General features: G+C 69.8%; 13 protein-coding genes and 1 tRNA gene. All 14 read right to left on the bottom strand.

Annotated elements, in window-relative coordinates:
* Positions 1–36: 36 nt before the first annotated feature.
* The 14 genes from murA to B7438_RS14455 all read right to left on the bottom strand — a co-directional run bounded on the left by murA (position 37) and on the right by B7438_RS14455 (position 20128).
* Positions 37–1407 (bottom strand): UDP-N-acetylglucosamine 1-carboxyvinyltransferase, encoded by a 1371-nt coding sequence (gene murA / locus B7438_RS14520; RefSeq protein WP_085370341.1) that lies wholly within the window; start codon positions 1405–1407, stop codon positions 37–39.
* Positions 1404–2003: a 3-isopropylmalate dehydratase small subunit gene (gene leuD / locus B7438_RS14515; protein WP_085370339.1), complete on the bottom strand. Its 600-nt coding sequence runs from the start codon at positions 2001–2003 to the stop codon at positions 1404–1406. Before leuD ends, murA begins: the two co-directional genes overlap by 4 nt.
* On the bottom strand, positions 2003–3493 hold the full coding sequence (gene leuC, locus B7438_RS14510) for a 3-isopropylmalate dehydratase large subunit (RefSeq protein WP_085370338.1): 1491 nt from the start codon (positions 3491–3493) through the stop codon (positions 2003–2005). Before leuC ends, leuD begins: the two co-directional genes overlap by 1 nt.
* Before the next feature lie 154 nt (positions 3494–3647).
* Positions 3648–4133 carry an FHA domain-containing protein gene (locus B7438_RS14505; protein ID WP_085370336.1) on the bottom strand — a complete coding sequence of 162 codons (486 nt, stop codon included), beginning with the start codon at positions 4131–4133 and terminating at the stop codon, positions 3648–3650.
* Between the two features lie 18 nt (positions 4134–4151).
* The gene (locus B7438_RS14500; protein ID WP_085370334.1) at positions 4152–6512 is read right to left on the bottom strand and encodes a transglutaminase domain-containing protein; all 2361 of its coding nucleotides are present in this window, start codon (positions 6510–6512) and stop codon (positions 4152–4154) included.
* Positions 6509–7828 (bottom strand): DUF58 domain-containing protein, encoded by a 1320-nt coding sequence (locus B7438_RS14495; RefSeq protein WP_085370333.1) that lies wholly within the window; start codon positions 7826–7828, stop codon positions 6509–6511. The genes B7438_RS14500 and B7438_RS14495 overlap by 4 nt, the downstream gene beginning before the upstream one ends.
* Positions 7828–8796 carry a MoxR family ATPase gene (locus B7438_RS14490; protein ID WP_085370331.1) on the bottom strand — a complete coding sequence of 323 codons (969 nt, stop codon included), beginning with the start codon at positions 8794–8796 and terminating at the stop codon, positions 7828–7830. Before B7438_RS14490 ends, B7438_RS14495 begins: the two co-directional genes overlap by 1 nt.
* 17 nt (positions 8797–8813) lie before the next feature.
* On the bottom strand, positions 8814–14030 hold the full coding sequence (locus tag B7438_RS14485) for an Ig-like domain-containing protein (protein ID WP_085370330.1): 5217 nt from the start codon (positions 14028–14030) through the stop codon (positions 8814–8816).
* A 160-nt stretch (positions 14031–14190) separates the two neighbouring features.
* Positions 14191–14910, bottom strand: coding sequence for a hypothetical protein (locus B7438_RS14480; RefSeq protein ID WP_085370328.1), 720 nt, complete (start codon positions 14908–14910; stop codon positions 14191–14193).
* Positions 14907–16610: a serine/threonine-protein kinase gene (locus B7438_RS14475; protein WP_085370326.1), complete on the bottom strand. Its 1704-nt coding sequence runs from the start codon at positions 16608–16610 to the stop codon at positions 14907–14909. The genes B7438_RS14480 and B7438_RS14475 overlap by 4 nt, the downstream gene beginning before the upstream one ends.
* On the bottom strand, positions 16607–17875 hold the full coding sequence (locus tag B7438_RS14470) for an FHA domain-containing protein (RefSeq protein WP_085370325.1): 1269 nt from the start codon (positions 17873–17875) through the stop codon (positions 16607–16609). Before B7438_RS14470 ends, B7438_RS14475 begins: the two co-directional genes overlap by 4 nt.
* An 11-nt stretch (positions 17876–17886) precedes the next feature.
* Positions 17887–18699: a PP2C family serine/threonine-protein phosphatase gene (locus B7438_RS14465; RefSeq protein ID WP_085370323.1), complete on the bottom strand. Its 813-nt coding sequence runs from the start codon at positions 18697–18699 to the stop codon at positions 17887–17889.
* Positions 18696–19802, bottom strand: coding sequence for a TerC/Alx family metal homeostasis membrane protein (locus tag B7438_RS14460; protein ID WP_143465958.1), 1107 nt, complete (start codon positions 19800–19802; stop codon positions 18696–18698). Before B7438_RS14460 ends, B7438_RS14465 begins: the two co-directional genes overlap by 4 nt.
* A 253-nt stretch (positions 19803–20055) precedes the next feature.
* Positions 20056–20128, bottom strand: a tRNA-Glu gene (locus tag B7438_RS14455).
* Positions 20129–20148 lie beyond the last annotated feature (20 nt).

The following is a 20148-nucleotide window of genomic DNA, read 5'->3' as shown; positions in this document are numbered from 1 at the left end:
GGGTTCTGCTCTGAAGAGGGTCGGGACACCCCTCCATTATCCTTCGAGAACGAAGTCGGCTCCCAGCAGCTGCAGCTTGGTGATGAAGTTCTCGTAGCCGCGGCTGATGATCCCGACGTTGCTGACGGTCGAGCGTCCCTCGGCCGTGAGCGCGGCGATCAGGTGGCTGAAGCCTCCGCGCAGGTCGGGAACCTCGATGTCCGCACCCTTCAGGTCGGTTGGTCCCATGATGACCGCCGAGTGGTTGAAGTTGCGCTGACCGAAGCGGCACGGGTGCCCGCCGAGGCACTCCTTGTGGATCTGGATCTTCGCACCCATGTCGATCAGGGCGTCGACGAAGCCGAAGCGCTGCTCGTACACGGTCTCGTGGACGATCGAGACGCCCTTCGCCTTGGTGAGGGCGATGACGAGCGGCTGCTGCCAGTCGGTCATGAAGCCGGGGTGCACGTCCGTCTCGATGACGACGGGCTTGAGCTCGCCTCCCGGGTGGAAGAACCGGATGCCGTCGTCGTGGATCTCGAACGCGCCGCCGACCTTGCGGAAGACGTTGAGGAAGGTGAGCATCTCCGGCTGGCGGGCTCCGCCGACGTAGATGTCCCCGCCAGTGGCGAGCGCCGCGGCGGCCCAGCTGGCTGCCTCGTTGCGGTCGAACAGCGCGGTGTGGCTGTATCCGACGAGCTTCTTGACGCCCTCGATGCGGATGACGCGGTCGGTGTCGACCGTGATGATCGCACCCATCTTCTGCAGGATGTTGATGAGATCCATGATCTCCGGCTCGATCGCAGCACCCTTGAGCTCGGTGATGCCCTCGGCGCGGACGGCCGTGAGCAGCACCTGCTCCGTGGCGCCGACGCTCGGGTACGGCAGCTCGAGCTTGGCTCCGTGCAGGCCGTTCGGGGCGGTCATCCTGATGCCGGTGGGCAGCTTGTCGACGATGGCGCCGAACTTGCGCAGCACTTCGAGGTGGTAGTCGATCGGGCGGTCGCCGATGCGGCAGCCGCCGAGGTCGGGGATGAACGCCTCGCCGAGGCGGTGCAGCAGCGGCCCGCAGAACAGGATCGGGATGCGGCTGGAGCCGGCGTGCGCGTCGATGTCCGCCATGTGGGCGGACTCGACGGCGCTCGGGTCGAGGAGCAGTTCGCCCTCGTCCGTTCCGTCGGTGACCTTGACGCCGTGGATCTCGAGCAGGCCGCGCACGACCCGGACATCGCTGATGTCCGGGACGTCGCGCAGCACGCTCGGACCCTCACCCAGGAGGGCGGCGACCATCGCCTTGGTGACGAGGTTCTTCGCGCCCTTCAGCTCGATCCTGCCGCGGAGCGGGATGCCCCCGTTGATCGTGATGCGGTCGCCCTTGAGGCCGACGCGCGCTCCTGCTGCCTGAGCGTCCTGAAGAAGTGAGTTCAAAGTTTCACCGGTAACGTTTTGGGCCGCCAGCTCTCGCGGCGGGCTTCGTATTCTGAAATGCGCGCCTCGTCGCGCAGGGTCAGAGCGATGTCGTCCAACCCTTCGAGCAAACGCCACCTAGTGTAATCGTCGATGTCGAAAGACACCTGGACTTCACCGACGCTCGCAGTCTTGGCAACCAGATCCACCGTCGCGGCTATTCCCGGCTGGGCCTCGATGGCCTGCCAGAGACGCTCGGCGTCCTCCTCCGTGATCTGCCCGGCGAGCAGTCCCTGCTTGCCGGCGTTGCCACGGAAGATGTCGGCGAACCGGGGGCTGAGCACGGCCGCGAAGCCGTAGTCGCGCAGCGCCCAGACGGCGTGCTCGCGCGACGAGCCCGTGCCGAAGTCGGCCCCGGCGATCAGGACGCGCGCGCCCTGGTATGCGGGCTGGTTGAGAATGAACTCAGGATCCTGCCGCCAGGCGTGGAACAGCGCGTCGTCGAAGCCCGTCTTGGTGACGCGCTTGAGGAACACCGCGGGGATGATCTGGTCGGTGTCGACGTTGGAGCGGCGGAACGGGACGGCGACGCCCTCGATCGTTGAGATCTTTTCCATCAGGCGCCCACCTTCTCTCCTGCGCGCGTATCCGAGCCGTCACGGCCCGGCGTGTCGTCACCATCGTCGTGCTCGAGGTCCCACGGGCTGGACAGCGTCCCGCGGATCGCGGTCGCTGCGGCGACCAGCGGGGACACCAGGTGGGTGCGCCCTCCCTTGCCCTGCCTGCCCTCGAAGTTGCGGTTCGAGGTGGATGCGCAGCGCTCGCCGGGAGCGAGCTGGTCCGGGTTCATGCCGAGGCACATCGAGCACCCGGCGAACCGCCACTCCGCGCCGAACTCCTCGACGATCTTGTCGATGCCCTCCGCCTCGGCCTCGATGCGCACGCGGGCGCTGCCAGGCACGACCATGACGCGCACGCCGTCGGCCTTCTTGCGACCCTTGATGACGGAGGCGAAGGCGCGCAGGTCTTCGATGCGGCTGTTGGTGCAGGAGCCCATGAAGACCGCATCCACCGGGATGCTCTTCATCGGCGTGCCCGCTGCGAGGTCCATATACTCCAGGGCCCGCTCGGCCGCAGCACGCTGGTTGGCGTCCTCGATGGTCGCGGGGTCTGGCACGTTCTGGCTGAGCGAGACACCCTGGCCCGGGTTGGTGCCCCAGGTGACGAACGGCTCGATCTCCGCGGCGTCGAGGTAGACCTCGGCGTCGAAGACGGCGTCGTCGTCGGTGGCGAGCGTCTCCCAGTACGCGACGGCGTCGTCCCAGTCCTGGCCGGACGGCGCGTGCGGACGGCCCGTGAGGTAGGCGTACGTCGTCTCGTCCGGCGCGACCATCCCTGCCCGGGCGCCGGCCTCGATCGACATGTTGCAGATGGTCATCCTGCCCTCCATCGAGAGCGCGCGGATGGCACTGCCGCGGTATTCGAGCACGTAGCCCTGCCCGCCGCCGGTGCCGATCTTGGCGATGACCGCCAGGATGATGTCTTTGGCTGTCACGCCGGGGCGCAGCTCGCCCTCGACGGTGATCGCCATCGTCTTGAACGCCTTCAGCGGCAGCGTCTGCGTCGCCATGACGTGCTCGACCTCGCTGGTGCCGATGCCGAACGCCATCGCTCCGAAGGCGCCGTGCGTCGAGGTGTGCGAGTCTCCGCAGACCACGGTGATGCCCGGCATGGTGAGCCCGAGCTGCGGTCCGACGACGTGCACGATGCCCTGCTCCAGGTCGCCGAGCGAGTGCAGCCGGACGCCGAACTCCTCGGCGTTCCTGCGGAGCGTCTCGATCTGGGTGCGGCTGGTGAGGTCGGCGATCGGCTTGTCGATGCCGATGGTCGGGGTGTTGTGGTCTTCCGTGGCGATGGTGAGATCGGGCCGGCGCACCGGGCGCCCGGCCATCCGGAGGCCGTCGAAGGCCTGCGGGCTGGTCACCTCGTGCACGAGGTGCAGGTCGATGTAGATCAGGTCGGGCGAACCGTCTTCGCCCTTGACGACCAGGTGGTCACGCCAGACCTTCTCTGCGAGAGTCAGTCCACGTTCGGAATCGGTACTCATGATGCTCAAGAACTCCTTAGCTTGCTTCCGGATCAGCCGACGACGAACTCCGCGACGAGGGAGGCCTGAAGGATCTAGGACTCGTCGCGGCAGCTAAGGAGGAGCAGACCGTGAAACACGTTGTCAGGTTATCACCGGATGGCGGGTGCTTCCGTCAGGCGAGCTCGACGTGCACCGCGAACCGGCCGAGGTGCACGGTCTCGCCGTGCGCGAGCGGCGCAGGCTCCCCCGGCGTCAGCTCGCGTTCCCGCTGACCCTCTGCCACGACGACGACGCCGTTGGTCGAGTGCGCGTCCGTCACCGTCAGCGTGTCGCCGTGCGCCTCGAAGGCGGCGTGCGTCTTCGAGACGCTCGCGGCCGGGTCGTCGACGGCGACCAGTTCGGCGTCCGTCCACGCCCCGAACGTCACCGGGTTCCTGCCGACCAGCACGGTGCCTGTGACCGGCACGGCGCGACCGCCCGGCAGAAGCAGCCGCCACTGGCGGGCAGGCGCCGCCGCGGTCGGAGCCTGGGCGGCGGCGGGCGGAGCGAACACCGGGAGCGAACGCTCGCGCGACGGCACCCGCACCGTCTCCGTCCCCGTGTCGTGACGGGGAGGGATGAGGTGCGGCGGCGGCACGATGAAGTCGGGCGAATCCACGCAGCCACTATAGGGGAGCTACGCGCTGCCCTTCTTCCCTCTGCTGCCCTTCCCCCTGCCGTCCTTCGCCGCGCGGCGGTAGCGGAACGCGGCCAGGCGCGACCGCAGCCCGCCCGCGGAGGAGCGCGCGTCGCCGATGGCGGCATCGGAGGCGCGCCAGACCGCATCCACTCTGTCCGCGCTGACCTCCGAGCCGTCGAAGACGGCGGCGTCGACGTCGCGGGCGAGCGTGGCGAGGCCGCCCTGCGGCACGCGCAGGTTCTGCTCGCCGCTCTGCGCTTCGAGCGCGGCGGCGGCCTGCAGCCTGGTCGCGTTGCGCGGCACGCTGAGGCCGAGCTCGTCGTAGCCGTCGGCGAGCTCGTCCCACGCGCCCGCCGCCCGGCGGTCGGGCGGTCCGGTCGTCAGCCTGCGCCTGCGCCTCCGCCGTTTGAGGGCGGCGACGATGAGCAGCGGCACGAAGTACAGCACGAGCGGGATGACCACGATGCCGCCGACCACCCACGCCCACGCGGGGATGGCGAAGCCGGTCGCCGACTTCTTGCGCTCGTTGTCCTTCGTCTTCACCGGGGTGAGCAGGTCCTGTGCCTTCGGATCGGCGGGCGGAGGCTGGCGCACCTGCGGCTGCGGTTCGAGCTTCGGCTTGGTGGTCTGGTTCTTGGGGGCGTCCGTCTTGGTGGGCGTCGGGAAGAACGGCACCCAGCCGACGCCGTCGAACGCGACCTCGTCCCACGCCGTCACATCGTTGCCGGTCACCGTCGTCGGCTTCCCGTCGACCACCTTCGGGGCGAAGCCCATCACGACCCTCGTCGGGTAGCCGAGGCGCCTGGCCATCAGGGCGAACGCGCTGGAGTACTGCTCCTGGTCGCCGACCATCGGCGATTTGGCGAACAGGTCGGTCATCCTGTCCGCGCCCTCCCCTGCCCGCGACGGAACAGGATCGGAGGCGCGGCCGTGGCTGAGGTAGCCGAGCGTCTTGAGCGAGCGCTCCAGGTTGCGCAGCTTCTGGATGGCCGTGGTCGCCGAGCCCGCGTACTCCTCCGCCTTCGCGGACACGATGTCCGGGACGTTGGTGACGGGAGGCAGTTCGAGCCTGGCCGGGGCGACCTTGGCGAGCGCCTTGTCGCTCGGGATCTTCTGCGCGGTGGCGTCGACGCTGTAGCGGAGGCCGTCCTTCACCCCGCTGGTCACGGCGGTCGTGCCGGTCGCGGTGTTGACGCGGACCGTCGTGGACGGGTCCGTGCCCTGATACGCGTCGAAGCCGAGCTTGGTCAGGTAGCCGACCGTCGGCAGCCAGACGTCCGAGTACTCCTGGATGTCGATGGTCGCGGTGCTCGTCGAGCCCGGCGTGAATAGCCGGGGTTCCGGGATGGTGCTGCCGAGGAGTTCGAAGCTGCCGGACGCATCCGGGCTGTCCTTCGGGTCGGTGAGCGTCCAGACCACGCCGTCGTAGCTGTCCATCGTGGCGAGCCGGATGACCTGGCCGGAGGTCAGGCCGTCGACCGTGAACAGCTCGGTCTTCTGCAGATCCTTCGTGTACTGGCGGAACCCGGCGAGCGGGCTCGGGTAGTCGAGGGGGTCGAACGGCGGCGTGACCTCCTGGCGCAGCACGAACCGGGATGCGGGAGGCGGCGCGAGCGCCGAGCCGGCCAGCGCGCCGACCACCACGGCTCCGAGCGCCACGGACCCGACCCCGACGATCCTGCGGCGGCGCAGTCCGGGGTCGGCGACGACCTCGACGGCGGCGGAGCGTGCCCGCCGCCAGGCGAGCCAGAGGAGCGTGATGGCCGCGAACGCGACGCCGCGAACGGCGGCGAGGTACGCATCCACGGTCCCCAGCAGGATGCCGGCGACGAACAGGGCGAGCGGGCCGGCCACGAGCACGGCGGCGCGGCCGACGCCGCGTCCCCCGCGCGCCCTGGCGCGCGGCAGCCAGCGCACGGCGAGCGAGACGGACACCAGGGTCACCAGCCAGCCGGCGACGTACGGCACGACGGCGACGTACGGCGGCGCCTCCAGCGGTGCCTGCAGGGTGACGGCGTCGCTCCAGCCGAACACCGCGCCGATGACGAGGCCGGACAGGCTGTCGAGCGACGGGAGGACGCCCAGGGTGGCGGAGCCCGGCATCGCGAGCGGCGTGCCGAACAGGAAGTACGCAGCGAGAGCGACGGCGACGGTGAGCGGCACGGACAGCCGGAAGAGCCGGCAGAGCACCGCGGCGGCTGTTCCGACGACCAGGCCGCCGAACGCCGCGGTGACGAAGGAGAAGTGGCCGAAGGCCGGCTCGAAGCCGAGTATGGCGATGGCGCTCAGCACCACGACGACGGCGACGTCGATCCAGGTCGTCGCCGAAAGCCGGTCGATGGTCGTCGTGCGCGTCATCGGCCAGCCCTCTTCAGCAGGGCGGGAAGCTCGCTCAGGGTCGAGACGGTCGCGAGCATCATGCCGCCGAGCCTGCTCAGCCGCGGCTCGCCAGCGACGTCGACGCGCACGCCGACGGTCTCGGTGTCCGTGCCGTAGAGGCTCGCCGCCGCCCGGATCTGCGCGGGGTCGAGCTGCGAGCCGACCACCATGACGACGAGGCTCGGGGAGGCCAGGCGCATGGTCGACCGGCGGACGAAGTCGCGCAGGCTGTCGTGCATCCCGTCGACGGGCTGGATGCGGCACGAGTCGTCGAGCAGGGCCGTCGGCGTCTCGACGCGCATCGCCTTCTGCTGCCACACAGCGTCGATCTCCGTCTCCTCGCGGATCACCTGGCAGCCGATGGAGGCGAGCACGGAGACGCCCAGCTCGAACTCGTCGTCGTCGGCGAAGTGCGAGCGCTCGGCGTCGAACACCAGCAGGAGCTGCGACCGGCGCGTCTCCTGATACTGCCGCACCATCAGCTGTCCGGTGCGCGCCGACGTGCGCCAGTGCACGTTGCGGATGTCGTCGCCCGGCTCGTACGTGCGCAGCGCGTGGAACGCGAGGTCGCTGTCGGTGATGACCTTGGTGGTCTGGCCCTCCAGGTCGCGCACCAGCCCGCGGGCGGTGGCGGCGAGCCTGGTGGTCTTCGGGTGCACGAACAGCTCGACCTGCTCCGTCCACTCCGTGGTGCGGCGCAGCAACCCGAGCTGGTCGCCGCGGACGGAGAGCGCAGGGCCGGCGAGGATCAGCGCGCGGCGCGCCGTCGGCACGGCGAACAGCTCCTCGCTCTCCTCCCCAGCGGCGAGCCTCGGCACCATGAACTCGGCGACGCCGGCCCCGACGGGCAGCTCCATCCTGGTCGGCAGCACCGGCTTCGATCCCGAGTTCCGCACGACCATGCGGCCGAGTGCTCTGTCGCCCGCCACCACGCGGCGCGGGTTCAGCTCGATCGCCACGTCGTAGGTGGAGCGGCCGAACACGAAGCCGACCGCGATCAGAAAGGCCGCGAACAGCGTCGCCCCGAGGAAGGCGAACTCCGCCCAGCCGAGCAGCAGGAGCAGCAGCAGGGAGACCGCGGCTCCCCCGAGCACGATCCAGCCGAACGTGCTCACCACCCCGAGCACCGGTGCCAGCCATCCGGTGACGGCCCGCCAGGCCGGATGGATGCGGCGGCCGAGCGCACCGAACGTGCCGCGCACGGCGTCGCCCAGCTGCCCGGCCGCGATACCGGCCTGGGACAGCGGGCGCGCCCGTCTGCGGCGCCCGGTGGGTGCTGGGGTGTCCGTCGTCATCAGGCCGCTCGGTAGGCGGGCGGGGTGGCTTCGGCGATGGCGCGCGACACGATGTCCTCGGCCGTCACGCCGGCGAACTCGGACTCCGGGTCGACGATCACGCGGTGCGCGAGCACAGGGAGGGCGAGCTCCCGGACGTCGTCGGGCGTCACGTACGTGCGCCCGGCCGAGATCGCCCAGGTCTTGGCCGCACGGGCGAGCGCGAGGGCGCCGCGGATGCTGACGCCGAGGGCGGAGTCCTTGTCTGCGCGGGTCGCCGAGACGATCTCGCTCAGGTAGCCCATCACCGCCGCGTCGGTGTGCACGTCGGAGGCGAGCTGCGCGAGCGCCGTCACGGAGTCCGAGGCGATGATCGGCCGCACGCCCGCCGCGCGCGAGCGGTTCGAGGAGTCGAGCAGCAGGTTCACGGTGGTCTCGTGGTCCGGGTAGCCGAGCGACGTCTTGATCAGGAAGCGGTCGAGCTGCGCCTCCGGCAGCGAGTACGTTCCCGCCTGCTCCACCGGGTTCTGCGTGGCGATGACCACGAACGGCGCGCCGACGGGATGCCCGACGCCGTCGACCGTGACGACGCCCTCCTCCATCACCTCGAGCAGCGCGGACTGGGTCTTCGGGCTCGCCCTGTTGATCTCGTCCGCGAGCACGACCGAGGCGAAGATCGGGCCGGGGTGGAACTCGAACCGGCCGTTGCTCTGGTCGTAGATGGTCACGCCCGTCACGTCGGACGGCAGCAGGTCCGGCGTGAACTGGATGCGCGACTGCGTCCCCTCGATGGTGTTCGCGAGCGCCTTCGCCAGCACGGTCTTCCCCGTGCCTGGCACGTCCTCGAGCAGCACGTGCCCTCCGGAGAGCATCGCCGTGATGACGAGCCGGATGCTGTGCTCCTTGCCGAGGATCGCCTTGTCGACGTTCGCCACCAGCTGGGAGAAGGCGCCGGCGAACCAGTCTGCCTGTTCCTGCGTTACTGCCACGGTGTTCCATCCATTCTTTACGGGGACCAGTCCTGAACGCTGCTCTGCACGCCGCCTGCCGTCACGTACGCACCCTTGTATCCGCAGTACGCGTGCAGCCCGTTCGGCGCACCTCGGTAGTGCGCGTATCCACTGCCGTTGGTGGTGATCGACTCACTGGTGAGCTTTCCGCCGTTGCAGTAGAAGTTCATCGTGTACCGCGTGTTCGCGCCGAAGTGGTTGAGCGTCACGTCGTAGGTGAAGCTGTGCGCATATCCGGGTTCCAGGTCGCCCTGGGAGAGGTCGATCGACGGCTGGGGGTCCGGCTTCTTCGCCACGGAGACCGTGTTGGAGGTGTCAGCGCCACCGGTCTTGTTGCTGTGGTCGTTGACGGCGCGCACCTGGAACGAGTAGTCGCCGACGCCCTGGTTCGACACCGTCGCGGTCGTTCCCGAGGTGTTGTTCCACGCTCCGCCGTTGAGCCGCCACTGGTACGTCACCGAACCGCCGCCCGTGCCGGAGGGGTCGGACAGACCGTTCCAGCTCAGCCGCAGGTCGCTCGGCGCATACTGGTCGGCGCTGATCGTCGCGCCGCTGACCGCCTGCGGGGTCCCGTACGGCGTGACGGACGCGCTCGGCGCCGACTGCTGGCTCCACCCGTCCGCGTTGTGCGCCCTCACGGTGAACGAGTACGCCGTGCCGTTGGTCAGCCCGCCGATGGTCACCTGGCCGATCGAGCTCGTGGTCACGGCCTTCGGGCCGCCGCGCACCTCGTACTGGTCGATCGGCTTCCCGTTGTTCGCTGGGGCGGCGATGTCGACCGTCGCCTGCCCGTCGCTCGCCTTGGCGTTGCTGGGGGCACCCGGCTTGTCCGGAACGTCGTGGACGGTCACGCGGTACTGCCCGACGGCCGCGGCCGTGCGCTTCGGGTCCTTCGTCGCATCCTGCACGTGGTAGACGATGTTGACGGCGCCGATCGCCGCACCGGAGGCCGCGCTCACCGTGATCGACGACCCGGTGTACGTCACCGTCACCCCGGACGGAGCGCTGCCGGCCTTGGCATCGGTGATGGTGAGCGGATGCCCGGGGAACGGGTTCACCCAGGCCGAGTCGCTCGCGGCGCCGCTCAAGGTCACCGACTTCCCGCGCTGCAGCTCTTGAGTCTGCGGCGGGTTCTTCTGGCTGGCGACCGGCCGGTTGGAGCTCACCACCTGCACGTTGACGGTGCCCGCGATCGTGTGCGTCCCCGAACTGATCGTCACTGCGACCGTCGTCGACTGCCCGGGCTGCACGCCGAGGGGCGCGGACAGGGACAGCGACGAGCCGTTCAGCCCCACCTGGATCTGCTTGTTCGCCCACTGCGGGTTCGAGTACGTGAGCTTCGCCAGGATCGCCGGGTTCGGGTGGAAGCTCGACGCGCGGAGGTCGATCGTCAGCGGAGCCTCCCCCGGTTCGATCTTCTCGCTCGGCGACGTGAAGGTCGGCGCGACATCCGACTGGTCGGGACTGCCGACGGTGATCGGCAGCACCAGCGTCGTGATGCGGTCGGTCGTCTGGCCAGCATCCCGTCCGTCGTTGACCTTGAACGTGATCGCCGCCGGACCCCGGTAGTCCTTCGCCGCGGTGAAGCGGAGCGTCTGCTCGTCGCCGTACGACGAGGCGCCCGTGCTGTTGGTCGCGCTGACCCCGCTCGCTCCGGTGAGCTTGACCGCCCTGCCGGACGGCACATCCAGGATGTCCGACAGCTTCCAGGTCTTGCTCCCGCCCATCTCGACGATCTGCTGCGGCAGCGACTTCGCGATGCTCGGAGGGGCCGTGGCGTCGCCCTTCGGCGGCACGATGATAAACGCGTCGCCGGTGAGGCCGGTCACCGGATCCTTCACCTGGTAGGCGATGGCGAGCCGCTTGGCCGCGGGATGCACGGTGATCGCGCCGCCGGCACCCACCTCGGCCGCTCCCGCGTTCGGGCCGGTGACCGCGACCGTGAGGTCTTCGACGAGGCCGGACGGGTTCGTCGCCCCGGCCAGCGCATCCACCTTCACGCTGTCTTTGTTGGCGACAGCATCCGGTTCGATCAGATGGTCGACCGCGGACGGGTACTGCTCCTTGGCGTTCGGGGTGACGGTCACCTGGATGAAGGCGCTCGCGACACCGCCCTGGCCGTTGCTGATCTGGTAGCGGACGACGTACGCGCCCTCGGTCTTCGGGGCGGTGACGAGGACGACCTTGCCGTGCACGGAGGCCTTGAGGCCGGCATCCACCTGCAGCAGCTTCTTCTGCACGGCGATGGTGTACCCGTTGGGGTCGGAGTCGTTGTCGAGCACCGGGACGGAGACGGTGCGTCCCGGCTTGACCTGCACCGGGTCGTTCCCGGCGATCGGCGGCTGCACGGAGGTCGGCCTCGGGATGACGCCGATGCTGACCGTGCCGGTCGCCGTCTTCCCGTAGGTGTCCTTGACCTGGTAGGTGAACGTGTCCGTGCCCGCCGAATCCGGGTACGCCTCGTAGGTGAACGACGTGCTCGAGCTGTCGGAGATGCGGCCGAGGGTCGGCTGCGTGCCGAGCCCGGCGAGCGTGACCGAGTCGCCGTCCGGGTCGATGCCGTCGAGCGGCACGTCCACCGGCACGGTCGATCCGGCGAACGCCCTGATCGTGAGCGGCTGCGGGCGCGGCGCCTTGTCGGAGCCCTTGTCCGGGGCCGTGACCACGAAGCTCACCGTGGCCTGCGCCTTCTGGCCGAGCTTGTCCGTCACGCCGTAGACGACGCTGTACTGGCCGGGCTGGGTCGGCGCCTGGTATCGCACGGTCTTGCCGCTGACGAACGCGGTGGCGCCCTTGCCCGCCGCCGCGTCGTCGCGGAGGGCCGGGTCGAGCGAGAACGGAGCGTTGTCCGGCGAGTAGTCGTTGTCCATCACCGGGACGGTCGCGATGTCTCCGGCGCGCACCGTCACCGTGTCGTCGACGGCGATCGGCGGCTGGTGGGTGACCAGCGGAGGAACCGGGACGACGGTGATGCCCGCCTTCGCCTCGTGGATGCCGTCCGAGACGGTGTAGACCAGCTGCACCTGCTCGGCGAGCACGGTCGGCGCCGTGATCTTGACGATCGCGTTGTCGAGCACCTCGACGTTGAGGTCGCCTGCTCCCTTGGCCGCGGTGACCGACCGGACGACGAGCACCCGGCCGGACGGGGACACGTCGTTGTCGAGCACGCTGACCGAGGTCGGCTCGCCCGGGCGCACGTATGCGGTGTCCGTGACGGCGACGGGCGGGGCGTCCGAGCCGCCGTCGGCGACCACGTTGACCCGGATCAGCCCGGTGGTCGACTTCGGCCCGGCCCCCAGGGTGTACGTCACGTAGAACTCACCGGGCGCGTTGCTGAGCAGGGTAACGGTGCCGCGCGCGGCGTCCGTGGTCACGTCGGCGGCCGCCTGGCCGTCGATCGAGGCGCCCACCAGGCTGAGCGGCTGCCCGGACGGCGACTGGTCGTTGTCCAGTGGATGCACGACCACCGGCTTCCCGGTGAACCCACCGCCGAAGTCGGGCACGGCGACCGGGTCGAGCGACCCGGCGGGCTTGACCGTGATGAGCAGGCTGCCCGTCGTGCTCTTCTTGCCGTCCGAGACGGTGACCTTGACCTCCTTCGAGCCGGTCTGCCCGGTCTTGCTGGTGAAGGTCACCTCGCCGTTCGGCTTGAACTGGACGTCGTCCTCGGTCGTCGCCGCCGCGGACACGAGAGAGAGGTCGTCGCCGTCCGGGTCGAGCCAGTCGTTGAGGACGTCGTACTTCACGGACTGGCCGACCTCGGCCTGCGCCGTGCTCGCCCTCGTGGAGGCGGGGGCGGCGTTCTGCGCCGGCTGGTGCAGGGTCGCATCCACCTGCGTCGAGGAGGTGCCCCCTCGCCCGTCGTCGACCGTGTACCGGAACGAGATGGTGCCGCTCAGCCCGTCGCCGGGGGTGAACTGGATGGCGCGCCCGCCCTCCACAAGTTCGAGGGTGCCTTGCGCGGCCGGGATGGCGGACACGTCCGAGATCGTGAGCACGTCCCCATCCGGGTCCGTGTCGTTGGCGAGCACGGGAAGCACGGTGGAGCGGCCGGGGCGCACGCCGAACGCATCCGGAACAGCCGTCGGCGGCCTGTTCACCTTCGTGCGCTGCGCGAGGGTGTCGGAGAACGATTGCAGCACCGGCTTCTCCTCGCCGGTGTCGCCCTGCACGGTGGTCTCGTTCGGTTTCAGCTGCGCCCAGTTCTGCACGAGGCGCATGTTCGAGGAGACCACCCAGGCGTTGCCGTCCCGCAGGTTGTTGAGGGCGATCACGCCGTGGTTGACCCGGAACTCGAGGTCGTCACCCTTCACCGGCTGGTCGATGTCGACGCCGATGTCCTTCTTCCCGTCGCAGGCGTACAGATAGCGGGCGGACCCCGCCCACGCGCCGTACGAGCAGCTGCCGAGGCGCACGGGCGCGGAGACCGCGGCCGCTCCCCCGGCGGCCGTCGCACCGGCGGGATGCGCGACGACGGTTCCGCCGCCGAGCGGGACGCTGAGAAGGCTCGACGCCGTCGCGACCAGCGCAGACGGGTCGTCGGCGCTCGGCTGCTGCAGCTTCAGGCCCTTGGCGGGCAGGTCGACCGTCTTCCCGTCTGCCGTGACGATGCGGTTGCCCTGCGTGTCGAGCACGACGGGCCGGTCGCCGACGGCGGAGAGCTGGAACCGTCCGGGAACAGGGAATGACGCCGTCGTCGGCTCCGCCCCGGGATGCTCGACGGTGTAGAGCTTCTTGCCGCTCGGCGCCACCACGAAGGTGGTGCCCGACTTGGTCACGACGAGCTGCGCATCCTGGCCGACCTTGGCCGTCGGCCTGGTCTTCGTCTTGTCGAAGTCGAGCCGGCCGCTCGCGTCGAGCACCCAGAGCTGCCCGGCCGGCGAGAGCACGGAGAGCGTGTTCCCTCCGTAGCCGAGCTGGGACTTCTCCGGGATCTGGATGCGGCCGCCGAGCGAGACGAACGCCGGGTCGATCTTGTCCACGGTCCCGTGCGGTGCGTCGGTGAGGAAGTACGCGGAGCCGTCCTGGAGCACGTCGAGGTCGGAGCTCGCCCCGGTGACCGCGGCATCCAGTTCGTTGATCTGGTGGTTGAGACGGCCGCCCATCAGCTTGTCGCCGTTGGTCACCCAGACGTCGCGGGTGTCGAGGTCGACGGCGTTCACCGGGAAGCCGTTGTGGAGCACGGCAATGGTCAGCGGGACTCCCGCGACCACGGCGAGAGCGGTGACGGATGCGAGCGTCTTACGCTTCCGTATCCATGCGCTCAGCGATACCAAAACTCTAAAATCCCCCCGGGTACGAGACGACGACTACGCTAACACGGCGCAGCGCGCACGCCGATGGGCAGCGCTGCCCATCGGGCGCCGAGGAGGATCAGTCGTCGGCGTCCGGCGCCGAGCCCTGCTCCTTCTCCGCGTCGAGCAGCGCCAGATCGTCGAGCCCGACCAGGCGGGTGGTGACCGCGTACTCCACCAGCCGCGCCCTGCGATTGGTGGCCAGCTTGCCCTTGCCGCCGCGCAGCCCGGCGACGCCGAGCTTGTCGAGCTTGTCGCAGACGTTGTCGAGCTTGCGGTTGAACGTGGTCATGCTCCAGCCCAGGCGTGCAGCGGCCTCCGCCGAGGTCGGGATGGTGCCGCGGCCGGGCACGGCCTGGGTCAGCACGCCCTCCGAGAGGGCGACGATCAGCTGGCGCTGGCTGGTGGTGAGCGTCACCGGCAGGATCGTGGTCGACCCGCCGGAGTCGTTCACGGTCACGGCCGTGTTGAAGAAGTCGTCCTCGCTGCTGATCGTGAAGTCGTACGTCGTGGCCCCAGCGCTGAACATGACGTGCATGGTCTGGAACACGATCGGCAGCTTCGCCCCCGGAGCGAGCCACGCCTGCACGGTGCCGGTGGAGTCGCTGACCGTGGCGGTGAGGAGCGTTCCGACGTTGGAGAGCCACCACATCCCGAAGTCGCTGCTGATGGTGAGGAAGCGGCGGTGCAGGTACGGGTTGTCGTCGATGCTCAGGTCGGCCTCGCGCCCGATGCCGAACTCGTCCGGTCCCGTGACCGTGTACAGCTCTCCGCAGTAGTCGACCGTCAGCGGTTTCATTTGGCGCACGCCTTCAGCGGTTCGGAGGTGCGGCCGGAGCGCACCGTGGCGACATCGATGCAGACGGGGACGCCCGCGGTCAGCCCGGTCAGCTGCGCCTTCGGGGCGGCGGTGACGGTGGGAGGGTCCGTCGTGCCCTCGCGCACCCACTGGTACTGGTCGCCCTTCTCGGGCTTGGCCGTCTTCCAGACGATCGTCGCCGTCGTGCCCGACGCGTCCCTGGTGGCGGAGACGAGGGTGGGCGGGGGCACCACGGTGACGGCGATCGTCCCGTCCTGATCCGTGCCGGCCCGCTGCGTCGGAGAGGCGGCAGGGCTCAGCGACGGGACGAGCACGGCCGCGAGCACTCCGCCGGCGACCACGAGGACGGCGGCGGCCGCGATCACCGGAAGCAACCAGCGGGGACGGGAGGTGCCGGGACGGGATGCGCGGGGCTCGTGCTCCGCATCCGGCGCATCGGTATCCGTCCCCTCCGCTTCGCCGGACGCCGTCGCCGCGGCGCCGCGTGGCCGCAGCATCGTGTGCTCGACGGGCGCTGACTCGCTCTGCTGCTCGGGATGCACGGTCGGCATGGCGCCGCGCACCACGGTCGGACCGGCCAGAAGCTCGGGAGGGACCTCCACCAGCCCCGGTCGCGTCTCCGTGCGCTCGTTCGCCGTCGGGGAGGGAGAGGGTCGCGTGGCGGGGCGGAGCCCCTGTGCGTCCACGGTCTGCACCGACCGGGCGCGCGTCTCGTCCTCTCCGGACGCCGGAGGCGACTCGTCGAGCACGCGCAGGTTGGGCACGTCGATGCTGGTCGGGGCGAACCCGAGTTCCAGCTCCACCCGCTGCAGCGCCCTGGCGAAGTCGACCGCCGTGGCGAACCGGTCGTCGCGCTTGGTGGCCATGCCCTTGCGCAGCACGGCGACCAGCGACGGGGGCAGGTCGTCCCTGTCGATCGGGGTGATCATCCCGCGCTCGATCCTGCCGATCAGGTCGAGGGTGCCGTTGGCGCGGCCCGGCACCTCGAACGGCGTGCGCCCGGCGAGGATGGTGTGGATGGTCGCGGCCAGCGAGAACACGTCGCTGCGCACATCCGGTTGGGGGTCGTCGTCGAACATCTCGGCGGGCGACCACGGAACGCTGAGCCCGACGGATCGGCTGCCGCTCGTCCCGGTGTCCGCGTCCCCGCCGCGCAGCGAGCCGAGCGACGCGGTGTGCACGGGAAGCTCTTCGAGCGCGGAGGCGATGCCGAAGTCGGTGAGCGCCGGCCAGCCGAAGTCGGTGGTGAGCACGTTCGCCGGCTTGATGTCCCTGTGCAGGATGCCGACGCTGTGCGCGGTCGCGATGGCGCTCGACAGCCGCACGCCGGTGCGCAGGGCGTCCTCGACGGTGAAGCGCTCCCGCTTGAACCGGTCGCCGAGCGACGGGCCGGAACAGTACTCCATCACCAGGTACGGACGTTCGTCCGCCGACACGTCCGCGTGGTGGATCGTGACGATGTACGGATGCGCGGACAGCTGCGCCATCACGTTCGCCTCCGCCACGAACCGGGCGCGGGCGGCGTCGTCGACGCTGTCGGTCAGCAGCACCTTGACGGCGACGCTGCGCTTCGGGAGCTCCTGCTCGTACAGGAACACGTCGGAGAACCCTCCGGAGCCGAGCAGCCGGATGAAGTGGAAGCCCGGCAGCGCGGGCGGCTGGGAGGCGAGACGCCTCATGCGTCCTCACCGACCGTGAGCGTCACACCGCTGCCCAGATCGACGACGGTGCCCGCGATGACAGCGGTCGGCTCGCCGCTGCGCAGCTTCTGCGGCGGCTTGCCCGGCAGGACGATCATGGTGCCGTTGCGCGAGTGCAGGTCGGTGACCACGACCGTGTCCCCCTCGACCGCGATGGTGGTGTGCGACCGGGAGATGTCGCGCTCCGCACTGTCGACGGTCACCGGCCGCGGAGCAGGACCGCGCGCGGTGGTGGAGGCGACGGGAGCGCGGCCGACGACGATGGGCGGCTCCAGGTATTCGCGCCTGCCGTCGGCGAGGTCGACGAAGAAGCGCGGGGAGGGAGCGGCGGGCGGCTGCGCCTCCTGCGCGCCGTCCGCCGCAGTGTGCTGCGCACTGTCCTGCGCGCGGAGGCCGTCGAGGCTGCCGGACATGATCGTGAGGCCGTCGTGGTCGCCCGCCTCTGCGCTCGGGCGCGCCGGGGCGGAGTCCGTGATGAAGCGCGGCAGGTCGATGCGCGCCGGCTCCGCCTCCTCCGCGGGGCGCACGGCGGCGTCCTCGACGCTGCGCATCATGGTGGCGCCGAACAGGTGGTCGTAGCCGGTCGCGTCCGGTTCGGCCGCGTCCGCGTGGGTCACCTCGCTGAGAGTCGCGTCCGGGATGCGGGTCTCGCCGGCCTCGACCTCGGGCTCCGCCTGTGGAACGAGCACGGGCTCCGGCTCCGGCTGCTGCTCCGGGTCCGCTGGCGCCTCCACCAGCACCGGGGCCGTGATCGGGGCACGCTTCGCCTCTGGCGCCGCGACGGGAGCGGCGGCCTGCACCGCAGTCTGGCCACCCCAGCTCACGCCCGCCGCCCACACGATCCCGTCGGCCAGCGGCAGAGCTGGGCGCGCAGAAGCAGCACCATCCGCCAGCCCCGTGACGGCGAGCGTCACCGAGGTGGCCTCCGCCACCTGCTGCTCCAGCCAGGTGGAGACGCCGTCCGCGTCGATGCTGCGCTCCCCCTCGTGCGTGTGCACGGTCGCCGTCACCGGGCCACGGACGGCGATCATCGCGCGTCCGGCGGCACCCTCGATCAGGCCGAACGACGGTGTCCGGGCGAACCCGTCGGCCGCGAGCGCTTCGAGCGTCTCTGCGAACCCGGAGGAGACGGCGGCGGCGAGGCCGCGCAGCGCCGTGGCGTCCTGCCCTTCGACGATGAGTGCGCGCGCTCCGGCGGCGACCACCGCCCAGTCCCCGGCTGTCGTCTGCTGAACGTCGAACACGTCGGTGAAACCTACCCTCTCGGCTGCGTGTCTTCGAGAGAGCGGCTTCCCTCCGGCCTGTCCTTCGTGACATCCGATGCCGGTTCCGCGTCCCCCGCCGTCGATTCAACCACGACCACGGTGACGTTGTCGCGCCCGCCCGCCGCGATGGCCGCATCCACCAGCCGGTCGGCGATGTCCGCACCCCCGTCGGCGAGGACGCGCGCGATGGTCTCGTCGGAGAGTTCCTTGGTGAGCCCGTCGGAGCAGATCAGGAACGTCTGCCGCCCGGTCACCGGCAGCAGCAGCGAGTCCGTGTCGACGAAGTCCTCCGCTCCCAGCGCCCTGGTGATCACGTTGCGCTCGGGATGCACGGCGGCCTGCGCCTCCGTGATGAGGCCGGCGTCCACCAGCTCCTGCACCGCGGAGTGGTCGACGCTCAGGCGGGTGAGCTCCCTGCCGTCCCAGAGGTAGACGCGGGAGTCGCCGATGTTGACGACCATCCACTGCTCGTCGAGGGTCTCTTGCACCCGCACCCGCACCACACCGGTGAGGGTGGTGCCCGCGACGGCGACGCCGGACTCGTCGGCGCTCGACAGGGAGCGCACGGCCGCGTTGGCCTCGTCGATGGCGGCGATGACCTCCTCCGGCGTCGGCCGCGTGCCGGCCGGGAGGGTGCGCGCGAGCGACTCCACCGCCGTCTGGCTGGCGGCGTCCCCGCGGGCGTGCCCGCCCATCCCGTCCGCGACGGCGAACACCGGATCGGCCGCGATCATGCTGTCTTCGTTGACGCGTCGTACCGCACCCACATCGCTGCGTACGCTCACGCCGACGGTTGACGTCATGTACCGGTTTCCTCCTGCGTCTTCGCGGCCGAGGCCGGTGCGCGCCCGGTGCTGTCCGCTCCGGATGCGCCACCCTGGTCGTCCACGTCGTCCTGATCGTCGCCGTGGATGGCATCGGCGACGGAGGTTCCGCTGAGCTTCAGCTTCACCAGACTTGCAATCGTAGCGACTGCCATCGCCCCGACGATCACGCCGAGCGACATCATCGTGCTGATGTCGGGCGCCCACTCGATGTGCTGGCCCCCGTTGATGAACGGCAGTTCGTTCTCGTGCATCGCGTGGAACACCAGTTTGACGCCGATGAAGGCCAGGATGAACGCGATCCCGTACTTGAGGTATTCGAGCTTGTCGAGCAGGTGCCCGAGCAGGAAGTAGAGCTGCCGCAGCCCCATCAGCGCGAAGACGTTCGCGGCGAACACGATGAACGGGCTCTGCGTGATCCCGAAGATGGCCGGGATGGAGTCGAGGGCGAACAGCAGGTCCGTCGTGCCGAGGGCGAGGAATACGATGATCAGCGGGGTGAACATCCTGGTGCCGTTGACCGTGGTGCGCAGCTTGTTGCCCTCGTACTGGTCGGACACCTTGAGGCGCTTGCGGGTGAAGCGCACGAACCAGCTGTCTTTCGTGCCCTCCTCGTCGTCGTGCTTGCTGAGCGCCTGGTGGATGGCCGTCCAGAGCAGGAACGCACCGAAGATGTAGAAGATCCAGCTGAACGTGGCGATCAGCGACGCACCCAGGATGATGAAGACGCCGCGCAGCACCAGGGCGATGATGATGCCCACCATCAGCACTTCCTGCTGGTACTTCCTCGGCACGGAGAACCTCGCCATGATGATGACGAAGACGAACAGGTTGTCGATGCTCAGGCTGTACTCGGTCAGCCAGCCCGCGACGAACTGCCCGGCGTGCTCGGCGTCTCCGATCAGGAGCATCGCCAGCGCGAACAGCAGCGCGAGCGCCACGTAGAACGACACCCACAGCGTCGACTCTTTGGGGCTCGGGATGTGCGGCCTCTTGAACACGATCAGCAAGTCGAACGCCAGGATCAGCAGCAGGACGATCATGGATCCGATTTCGAACCATGCGGGAAGAGCAAGCTCCACGGGGGGACAACCTTTCGAAGGGCACCGGCAACGGGTCCGAAAGTCTCTCCCGCACCCATCGTTCGGGTGCCGCTGTGCCCGGGCTCGAAGACTCGAACCGTGATGACGTCCACAGCGCCGACCCGTCGTGGGTCGTCCGGGATACTCCCCTTCGCTCTGGACAGCCTACCGGATGCCCGGCGGCCGCGCTCGCCCTCGCCCGACCACACAAAAAAGCCCGGATACCAGTAAATTACTGGTATCCGGGCTGTTGTGACCCCAGCGGGATTTGAACCCGCGTTACCGCCGTGAGAGGGCGACGTCCTAGGCCGCTAAACGATGGGGCCGTTTTTGCAACTCAATGAGT

Origin of the sequence: Leifsonia sp. NCR5 (assembly GCF_002105485.1) — a bacterium.
Classification (GTDB): domain Bacteria; phylum Actinomycetota; class Actinomycetes; order Actinomycetales; family Microbacteriaceae; genus Leifsonia.
This window is presented reverse-complemented; position numbering and strand designations above follow the sequence as displayed.